Genomic DNA, 279 nt, shown 5'->3' with positions numbered 1-279 from the left:
ACTTTAACCCTTCTCCATGGCGTAAAAAGGTGTCAATTCCAGTATTACCGCATGCAAAATCATTAAAGGATGATATTTGCACGTTCGATAGCGTTTGGTACTTATGAGGCTTAATAGTTGGAAAATCTTCTAAAAATTTAGCCTTTGCTTTTGGTGCAGTCCCATCATTAATGATGGGATACTGCTGAGACTTATTAGAATACTTCGAAAGATTCGAACTCATCTCCATGTTCAGTGCTCCGATATTTATCTACTGCCAGTTTCAGTCTTTGATTATCC

1 protein-coding gene is annotated in these 279 nt (G+C 37.6%); it reads right to left on the bottom strand.

Annotated elements, in window-relative coordinates:
* Nucleotides 1-229 (bottom strand): hypothetical protein (locus ACG94X_RS16865; RefSeq protein ID WP_419384809.1); only part of this gene is annotated, 229 nt, incomplete at its 3' end.
* Nucleotides 230-279 lie beyond the last annotated feature (50 nt).

The organism is Acinetobacter psychrotolerans (assembly GCF_048552595.1).
Taxonomy (GTDB): domain Bacteria; phylum Pseudomonadota; class Gammaproteobacteria; order Pseudomonadales; family Moraxellaceae; genus Acinetobacter.
The sequence above is the reverse complement of the archived record's forward strand: the minus strand, read 5'-3'. Positions and strand labels throughout refer to the sequence as shown.